Source organism: Psychrobacter sp. CX16, from assembly GCF_057396245.1.
The window spans coordinates 1-1,749 of the sequence record NZ_JBXYJF010000057.1; the positions used below are offsets into that span (position 1 = coordinate 1).

The following is a 1,749-nucleotide window of genomic DNA, read 5'->3' on the forward strand; positions in this document are numbered from 1 at the left end:
TAAAAGAGCTTGAAGAAGAAAACCGTAGGCTTAAACAGATGTTTGCTGATTTAAGCCTCAAAGCGCAGATGCAGGAAGAGATCATAAAAAAGCTATAGCGCCTGCCCTCGCGCGCAAAGTCTGGGCGCAAGAGTTACAGGCGCAGTATGGTATCAGTATTGCATTGAGTTGTCAGGTCGTCTGCATCAGTCGAACTGCTTACTACTATAAGCCTAAACTATCTGATGATAGTGAAATTATTGAGGTTTTAAATGAGCTAACAGATAAGCACAATAGTTGGGGTTTCCCAAAGTGTTTTAAGCGTATACGCAAGCTTGGCTATTCATGGAATCATAAGCGCGTACATCGTGTTTATACAGCGTTAAACTTAAACCTACGTGGTAAGTCTAAAAGACGTCTACCAACACGCAATCCTCAGCCGTTAAGTGTACCAAATGCATTGGGACATACTTGGTCAATGGATTTCATGAGCGACAGCCTATACAACAATATTCGCTTTCGCACCTTTAATGTGATTGATGATTATAACCGCGAAGTACTCGGCATTGATATTGGTACCAGTATTCCCTCACTCCGAGTGATTCGCTACCTTGACCAGTTAGCCGAGTGGCATGGCTATCCTAAGCAGATTCGTGTGGATAATGGCAGTGAGTTTACCTCTAAAGTGTTTACTGACTGGGCATCAGCTCATGGTATTTATATTGACTATATTGAGCCTGGATGTCCTTATCAGAATGCTTATATTGAACGGTTTAATCGTAGTTATCGCAATGAGGTTTTGGATTGTTATTTATTCAATGATTTAAATGAAGTCAATAAGCTGACTGAAGAATGGATCAAGGTTTATAACACCGAAAGACCCCATGATTCACTTAATGATATGACACCTGCTGAGTACAGGCAGGTGGCTTAATTATTCTACGATGATGTTGTGTTAAGAATGGGGTATTTACAATCAGTAGCGTTAATCAGCCGGATATTCCATGGACCAAGCCTAGAGTAATTACGATTATTATCTTTTTGGCCACCGCTTTATCATGGGTATTTGGTAGCAAATTAGGTGAGATGCTTAATATCAGTGACATGGACTCTATTATTGCTTTGGCAGCAGCTGTAGCTGTGGTTAGCTTTGGTTTGGTGTCTTGGAAGCAAGTGTCTGATAATACCGATTGGGGCGTGCTCATGCTATTCGGGGGTGGTATCGCCTTATCTAATATCTTAAAGGCATCGGGTGCATCTCTTGTAATGGGGGAGACTGTAGCGAATGCCTTAATGACGACACCGTTATTCTTAGTGATGTTAGTGATTGCAGCCTTTATTATCTTTTTGACAGAATTTGCGTCTAATACTGCATCAGCTGCTTTATTGGTGCCAGTTTTTGTCGCCATTGCTGAACAAATGGGCCTGCCGACTGAAGTATTGGTGATGATTATTGGTATCGGCGCGTCTTGTGCCTTCATGCTGCCAGTAGCGACACCGCCAAACGCTATTGTGTTTGGTACTGGTCTGATCAAACAGTCAGAGATGGTACGTGTTGGTATGGCATTAAACATTGTGGCGGCTATTGTTGTTGCCTGTTGGGCGTATTTCTTCTTGCTATAAACAAGATGAAAATAGGCAATTGTCTCGTCCTAAAATAGGTTGATGATTTAAAACAAGCCAGATACCCCGTGTATCTGGTTTTTTCTATGCAGAACACCCATAACTTTGATGAAACTCGAAAGGCGTTCTCATATTCAAACTCAAATG

At 41.7% G+C, this 1,749-nt stretch carries 1 protein-coding gene and 1 pseudogene; both read left to right on the forward strand.

All coding sequences use genetic code 11. The features are described from left to right. The first annotated feature begins 94 nt into the window (after positions 1–94). Positions 95–913 carry an IS3 family transposase gene (locus AC2SLM_RS12740; RefSeq protein ID WP_486553195.1) on the forward strand — a complete coding sequence of 273 codons (819 nt, stop codon included), beginning with the start codon at positions 95–97 and terminating at the stop codon, positions 911–913. A gap of 47 nt (positions 914–960) precedes the next feature. Further along, a pseudogene (locus AC2SLM_RS12745) lies at positions 961–1,602 on the forward strand (SLC13 family permease); the annotation flags it as partial. Positions 1,603–1,749: the final 147 nt, after the last annotated feature.